Consider the following 7,390-nt stretch of genomic DNA (forward strand, 5'->3'; position numbering starts at 1 on the left):
GCTGTTAAGCTAGCTTCACCTGAAATCCTTCATCTCGCTGATCAAAATTGAAACTCAAATTCATTTCCATAACAACAAGAACAGGCCCTTCACCTAAAGGCCTGTTCTTGTTTCAATGAAATCCTATCGGTCTTACAATTTACAATATTTACTTCTGTAGCTCCAGCATTCTAATAATGACCGTAACCGCTTCTGCTCTTGTCGCTGTAGCTTCTGGAACGAACAGGTTACCACCGCGTCCATTAAGAATGCCAAGCTTGGTTACAGCCGACACGGCTTCAGAGGCCCATGCCGGAATCTTGCGGTTATCGGCATAGTCTGTTGTACCCCCAGTTGCATTCTCGCCCACTGCTCTCGCGATCATCACGGCCAGTTCTGCTCGCGTTATGTTCGCGCCTGGGCGGAAACTGCCATCTTCATAGCCAAGAATAATACCGGCTTCCACAGCTTGGGCAACGCCTTGCTGGGCCCAGGACGGGATCGCATCCTTGAAGTGAAGGGCAGCACCCTGTCCGTTATGCCTCAGCGCATTCATCAGCATTACAGAGAACTCCCCGCGTGTAATGGCCGCGTTCGGTTTGAAAGAACCATCTTCGTAGCCCTTCACAATCCCCCGCATAGATGCGTCATCAATCGTTTTCTCTGCCCAATGTCCATTAATATCCGTATATTGTATGCCACTGGAAGCCTTTCCGTCAGCTACAGAAAATACTGCGAACTTCCCGAAGTGGTTAACTTCAGCAGTAATAACACTACCCTGTACCTGCCCGCCAACTTCACTCCACGCCTTCTTCACTTCATCGTAGTAGAAGATTGAAGCATGTTCTCCCGTTTTAATCCGGGCTGGATCGAATTTCAGCTTCAGCGTGACCGGCTTCTGCAAATCACCTGTAGAATTCTTCGAAATTTCGAAAACAGGGCTGGCAAAAACCTTGCCTGAACCCAGACTTTCGCCGTTTAATACCTTTTGAATCACCAGCTCTGTCTTCTGTGTAGTTGCTCCGGCAGGGATAGATAGTACGATATCATCCGACAATCGAACTTCTCCGGATGCTCCTGCTTCAAGACTCAGCTTGCCTTCGTTGATTCCCTGTGCAGGGGAAACCGTTGGCGCAGGCCCACTGCCCCCACCTGTCGGAGCAGAGCCGCCCGCATCTGGCGTTGCCGCTGGTGCTGGCGTTATCGTTGGCGTTGGATCTACCCCTGTTCCAGGATCTGTTGGGGGATTAGACTCTCCACCATCACCTGGTATCGGGGTTGGTGTCGGCGTTGGTGTCGGCGTTGGTGTAACAATTGGGGCAGCCCCACGTGTAATCACCAATGTGTACACTCTGGTCAATCCATTCTCAGCCTTGACCGTAACCGTGGCGGGATTCTCCCCGACTTTCAGTTCAGCAGGCACCTCTAAGGTAACTGTCGCCAACTCACTGTTTGTCGTATAAGTCACATCCACCACGCTGGTTCCATCAGGAACGGATACCGCATAAGGGCCTGTGTACTCAGACGCAAAACCTGCGACGGTTGCCCCATTCACCCGAAGATCGCGAAGTCCTGCATCATCGGTTACAAAAGCAGGAATCCGCTCAAGTCCAATCATCTCGCGAAGCCTCAACAGATAACCATTGTTATTGCCAAACGCCCAGAATTCTCCGTGTTGATCCTTTACGAAGCTCTTATTAGTGGTGGCGAATATAGCCTCGATATGAGGCAAAGTGGAGATTAAGGTTGGATATTGGATATTAGATTCATCTGTATTCAGTCCCAATTCACCGGAATAATTGGAGCCCCAGCTCCAAACCTTCCCCTCTTGATTTAATGCAAGCGCATAACCTTGACCTACAGACAATGCCTTAATTCCACTTAAAGCCGTTCCATCTTCCATCTGGATTTGTGTAGCTTGAAGATTTGGCTGATTAAAATATCCCCAAGACCATACTGTTCCGTCATTCTTGAGTGCAAAAGAATATCCATAGTTTGCCTCAATTGAAGTGATACCCGTTAACGGACCGTCATTACTTATGACCTGCTTCAGGTCTGAAGGAGAATCGTCCGTATTTCCAGTTCCTAACTGACCATTCCAATTACTCCCCCAAGCCCAGACGGTCCCATCCTGCTTCCGCGCCAGGACATGGCTATTGCCGGCCGCAAGCTGGATCACGGGGTTAGCGTCCTCAGCAGAAAAAAGCTTCACAGGGTATGCAACGACACTTTGCTTCGGTCCACTAAGCACGGAATTCCAGCCATAGCCCCAGGCCCAGACTTCGCCGCTTCTCGTTACAGCAAAGCTATTTTCAGTAGTTGCTGCAACAGAGACTACATCAGTAAGCGTTGCCCCGCTGTTATCCAGAACAACTTGCCGGGCTGACCATGAGTCGGCAGTATCACCGTGCCCTAACTGACCGTATTCATTATTGCCCAATGCCCAAACGGTACCGTCCTTTGCCAACGCAAGAGTATGGCCCTTCCCATTACCGCTCCTACTGGAGGTGATATACGCTATATTCGATAACGGTACGTCATCAGAAGTTTTCACCTGAATCCTTTCCTTATCATTTTCCATCCTCCATACGGTTCCGTCGGTGGCAAGAACGCTGCTACTGTTATTGTCGCCCGTCATATACACCGCATCAGTGACCGTAGAAAGAGCTGGTTTTCTTTGAACAAAAGGCTGCCAGTTTAACCATTTCCATATCGTCCCATCCTGCTTAAGGCCGTAGGAATACTCTGAGCTGAAAACAACGCTCATTCCGAATAACCCCTCTTTTTTCTCCGGATTGTAACGTATCAAATTATTAAAATCGTCTTGACCAAGCAGCCAGTTCGATCCATCTTTCAGCGTGATCATCATTATATTCCCATCTGCATAAAGCCTTGTAGCCTGCTGTGAGCCATCACCTAGGGACAGCAGTTTTCCATTGTACAGCATAGCTTCTTTCCAGCCATACAAGTCTTCCACTACCCCCCATGCCTTAACCTGGCCGTCAGCACGTACCCCCAGAGTCAGACTTCTTCCTTTGACAATTTGCGTGTAGACTTCATTTGGGTCAGATACCGGCCTGGCCGTAGGCAAGTACATAAGATCAGCATAAGTATCGGAGTTCCACATAGCGTTCCAAATTTTATATACATCATTAAGCGTGATGATATCATCGAAATTCCATTGGCTATCCAGCTTCAGATCAGCAACGATCTTGTTCAAGTCGTGGCCTCCGTATCCAAGGTCTCCTTTGTTGTTCCCCCACCCCCATATTCTACCATTTTTATCCAGGGATATAGATGAGTACGCTCCAGCAGAAACATCCTTGATATTGCTGAGCGGGGTTTTCTCTCCTGATTCATTCATGGTTTGTACAAGTACCGGGTGAGCCTCAAAGTCACTAGAATCATTTCCGAGTTGACCAGAACTATTGTCCCCCCACGCCCAGACTTGGGTGTCTTCATCAACAAACAGAGCATTGAAGTTCCAGTCCTTGGAGGCAGATAATGCCGTAATCTTCTTCCCTTCGAACTCATCAAGCTTTACAGCATACGGCTGCTTTGTGTAATTTTCTCCATATCTTCTTCCCCACAACCAGACATCGCCGGATTCGTCCAGAGCCAAGTTATACTCTGTTCCAGCCGACACATTCTGAATATGGTTCAACGGCTCTCCCGATTCGGTAAGCACTTGAACCGGCTGATCCTGAATAGGTTTCAACGACTCTCCTGATTTATCAAGCTCTGGAACTTGCGAATCATCGATAGTTCCATTGCCGAGTTGTCCAGCGTTATTTTTCCCCATAGTCATAACGGTTCCGTCCTTCATCAGGAACACCGTATGATCCCATGTGGAATCCATCTTTAAGACAGAAGATGAAGAGGCTTCTGCAGCGGCGTTCGCTTTATCCTGCCCCGGTACGACAGCACCCAGCGCAACCAGTACACTCAGTAACGTTTTCAAAAATAAATAAGTCGTTCTTTTTTGCACAATCCAATCTCCTTTTCACCAAAGTAAAATAATAATGTTGGCTCAACTAAAAATCAGCGGTTCTCAAAAAGGAAAACACAGCGGTTAGGAAATTCAAAGAACGGTAATGTTCGCCTTTTAAAATTACCGTTCTAAAGAACCTCTGATCTCGCAAATTCTCCCTTCACAAGAAGCCGTCTGATGACTTTAGTGATGAGCCAGTTTGTGAACCTCATAAATATACAGCAACTGGAATTCACCCGGGTAGTCACGGCTGTCACCAATGTTGTCATGTGACAAAATTCATAGTATTCATAGAATTCACAAACAAAAAAATGCCGCCCCCAAATATGGAGACGGCATTATCTATTTCAATCCATACATTAATTCTATTACATTCCACCAGGCTCCAGCGCCAGCAACTTCAGCTTGCCCGCACATTTCCCGCAGCGGTAGCGCTTAGGATCTGCCTTGCGTTTACGCGGATATTCCGTAGCACATGCCGTACACACCAGCTTGTACCGATAAGGGAGCGGCTTGCGCGCCTTCGTTCCTGGCAAAGTCTGACAAAAGCGACTGCCGCCCACCTGCTTCAAGAGTGCTTTGAAATCCGCGTCACGGTGCATATAGCCCCTTTTTGCCAAATGCAGATGGTAGTGACACAGTTCATGCTTGATAATCCGCTCCGTTTCCTCACGCCCGAAGGTCTCCAGCTGACGGGGATTAATCTCTATATTATGGCTTTTGATAAAATATCGTCCGCCCGTAGATGACAACCTACTATTAAAAGAAGCTTTGTGCCGGAACGGTAGTCCAAAACTTTCCCGCGACACCTGCTCGATCCACTGCTGCAGCTCTTCATTGCTCATACTTTCCATAGTGTTCTCTCCCAAGTCCTTTCCGCGGGGAATAATTTCTCTACTTGAATTGTAACTTGTGCATAGGCTAAACTGTCAAGAAGGAAGACAAGTACGGAGGGAGAATGATTATGCCGAAAATGCGGTATGTAATTTTGCAGCAACATCAAGAGCTTCAATTCGTGGAGATGCCGGAGGAATATGCTTACCAGCTTAGCGCGCTGAATTTGCGTCTCAATAAGGAGATCGACAAGCTGACCGCTGACAATGTGCCGGACCTGCCGAAGGCGATTGCGGAATGCGATTCCCTGGAACTGCTGCGCGAGGATTACTCGCTGCAATCGGGACTTGATTATATCAATGTCCTGGAAAGTGCTTTTGCTTCAGTTCAGGAGAAGAAGGATTACCCGCTGATCTCCTTGCTGACCGAGATTCGTGCGCTGCAAGCACAGTTGGAGCAATGGTACGAGGAGGAAGAAGAAGGCGTACATTAAGAAGATTCTTTTGTAAAAAAAACGGCATTATTTGGCTTATAACGGTCACCTTTGGGCCCTTTCCCCCATATGCTAACCTACGAAGCATGCCAGGGGAGGGATTACCGTGCCGCAGTGGCTCTGTCACCAGATGATGAAGGCTTTTTACAAAAAAGACCGTCGTCAGATCAAACTGCTGAACGAATGCTGGTTCTTTTACCGCAATGCCGATGAATTTCCGGGCGAAGCCCGTTATTAGCTATTGTTCTACTATTTAATGAAGCTGTAGGTGCTGATCTCACAAAAAAGCGGCCCCCGATATCCTTGCGGATCATCGGGGGCCGCTTTTTTGCAGCGATATCCGGGCAAGTATGCCCTCATGTCATCAAATGAATAGCCTCTCAGCTCGTTGTCACTACAAGTTCCGCTGCGCAGGCCAAGAACCCTGAAGCTTGCGGAGCAATACAATCTGCCCGGTATGATAAGCATCATGCAAAATTAGGCTCATCACCTCTTCGCCGGGAGCATGCCCTGAGCCGCCCCAATCATAAGCGCCCTCTTCCAGCGCCTCAATTACTTCCCGAAGCTGGGCGTGTATGCTTTTCAATTGCTCGACAGCCTTCTGCCAAGCTTCTTCCCCAGATTCTGTAACCGTGAAGGTATCATCGTTGCTCTCCAGCTCAGGCTGTTTCGGCAGCCCTTTCAGCTTACGCAGCAAGCGATCCTTATAATACGTCAAATGGTTGACCGTCTCCCAGATTGAATTCCCCGCTGCACCTTGCGGCTTCCAGCTCGCCTGCGTGCTGTTGACCCCATCAAGCGCATCGCTGAGCGGCGGCGACCAGTCTTCCACGTCCATAGCGTAATCCCAATTTTCCAGCAAAACATCACTGATTTTATTCTGCATGTTCTACCTCCAAATCGTAATATGTAACGACTTAAACTATAAAATAACAGTTACTGAAAGACTGTAGCATATTTTTATCGCATCTTCAAGTAACTAGTAAAATTACGTTTTAACTGTTACAATATGGACAAATCAAGATACGGACGGAAAGAGGAATGCAACATGCTGTGGAGGGATTTCATTAATAGCTACTGGCGGGATTGGCGGACCGGAGACCGCAGCAAGGATCGGGACATGCTGGAGGATCAGGAATGGGTTGAAAGATGGCTGCATAAATATTCCCTTCAGACCAACGCTTTACCGGATCAGGCGGAGACGGAACAATTAAAGCAACTTCGCTCCCACCTCTGGACCGCTGTGCAAAATATAGTGAAAGAACAACCACGAGACCCAGTGCTGCTGGAACAGTTGAACCACTACATGGCGCCCGGGCCTGTAACCAGGCAAATTGCCTGGAGTGCAGAGCATCAACGTTATGAGATGAGTTTATTGCCACATTACAAACACTGGGATCAGGTAATGGCTGAGATTGCAGCTTCTTTTGCCACGGCGTTATTCGAAAAAGAAACCTCGCGCTTCCGCATCTGCGAGAACACCAATTGCCTCTGGGTCTATTACGATGATACCCGCAACCGCTCCAAACGATACTGTGACGACAAAGCCTGCGGTAACCTTATGAAGGTCCGCCGATTTCGTGCGCGGAAGAAGGCGGAGCTGGAGGGGCAGAGCGAGAAGTAATGTAGAAGGGTTCTGAGTAGGGTGCAGGATGATGTTTAAGGGTAAGTGTTGGGTAGAACAAAGATAAAATAATGTCTACTGGAACGCTACTGGTACTGGCATCAAAGGAAAATTTACTAAACTGGGCAACTGTCACAACGTAGCCTACCTTTGACTTTATAAGTGGTCTGTTGGAGTAAAAAAACATCTTCAAAAATTAACAGGATTTACTCCCGTTATTTGCACGGATTGACCTACCATTCGCATAATAACGGTATTTTCTCCAGTTAAATTTCACTTGCAGGCTGTTCAGGGGCAAAATTCTCAGAAATAACGGGTGTTTTTCCAGTTAATTCTAAGTATCAGTCCTTTTTAAGTGATTTAACTGGTATATTGCAATTAGAATAAATAGTGGACACCCGTTAACGGACAGACCGATAATGAAATCAGTGGAGGTGTGTTCACTTGGGAGAACAAAGACAACGATATA

6 protein-coding genes are annotated in these 7,390 nt (G+C 47.6%); 3 read left to right on the forward strand and 3 right to left on the reverse strand.

What is annotated here, in order from left to right:
• Positions 1 to 148: 148 nt before the first annotated feature.
• Both ACFORK_RS17600 and ACFORK_RS17605 read right to left on the reverse strand, forming a co-directional pair.
• Complete coding sequence (locus tag ACFORK_RS17600) at positions 149 to 3,967, reverse strand: RCC1 domain-containing protein (RefSeq protein ID WP_379201211.1); 3,819 nt, start codon at positions 3,965 to 3,967, stop codon at positions 149 to 151.
• A 371-nt stretch (positions 3,968 to 4,338) separates the two neighbouring features.
• Positions 4,339 to 4,815: a SprT family protein gene (locus ACFORK_RS17605; protein WP_379201268.1), complete on the reverse strand. Its 477-nt coding sequence runs from the start codon at positions 4,813 to 4,815 to the stop codon at positions 4,339 to 4,341.
• 119 nt (positions 4,816 to 4,934) lie between these two features.
• Between ACFORK_RS17605 and ACFORK_RS17610 the strand changes: the two genes are divergently transcribed.
• Together ACFORK_RS17610 and cmpA are read left to right on the forward strand one after the other, a co-directional pair.
• Complete coding sequence (locus ACFORK_RS17610; protein WP_066367416.1) at positions 4,935 to 5,297, forward strand: hydrolase/acyltransferase; 363 nt, start codon at positions 4,935 to 4,937, stop codon at positions 5,295 to 5,297.
• Between the two features lie 106 nt (positions 5,298 to 5,403).
• On the forward strand, positions 5,404 to 5,535 hold the full coding sequence (gene cmpA, locus ACFORK_RS17615) for a cortex morphogenetic protein CmpA (protein ID WP_139084739.1): 132 nt from the start codon (positions 5,404 to 5,406) through the stop codon (positions 5,533 to 5,535).
• A 156-nt stretch (positions 5,536 to 5,691) separates the two neighbouring features.
• Here cmpA and ACFORK_RS17620 read toward each other — a convergent pair whose 3' ends face one another.
• The gene (locus tag ACFORK_RS17620) at positions 5,692 to 6,183 is read right to left on the reverse strand and encodes a DinB family protein (protein ID WP_379201214.1); all 492 of its coding nucleotides are present in this window, start codon (positions 6,181 to 6,183) and stop codon (positions 5,692 to 5,694) included.
• A gap of 162 nt (positions 6,184 to 6,345) precedes the next feature.
• On the opposite strand from ACFORK_RS17620, the gene ACFORK_RS17625 reads away from it, so the two are divergent.
• Complete coding sequence (locus ACFORK_RS17625; protein ID WP_379201216.1) at positions 6,346 to 6,921, forward strand: CGNR zinc finger domain-containing protein; 576 nt, start codon at positions 6,346 to 6,348, stop codon at positions 6,919 to 6,921.
• Positions 6,922 to 7,390 lie beyond the last annotated feature (469 nt).

The organism is Paenibacillus sp. GCM10012306 (genome assembly GCF_042649265.1).
Lineage (GTDB): Bacteria > Bacillota > Bacilli > Paenibacillales > Paenibacillaceae > Paenibacillus_AQ.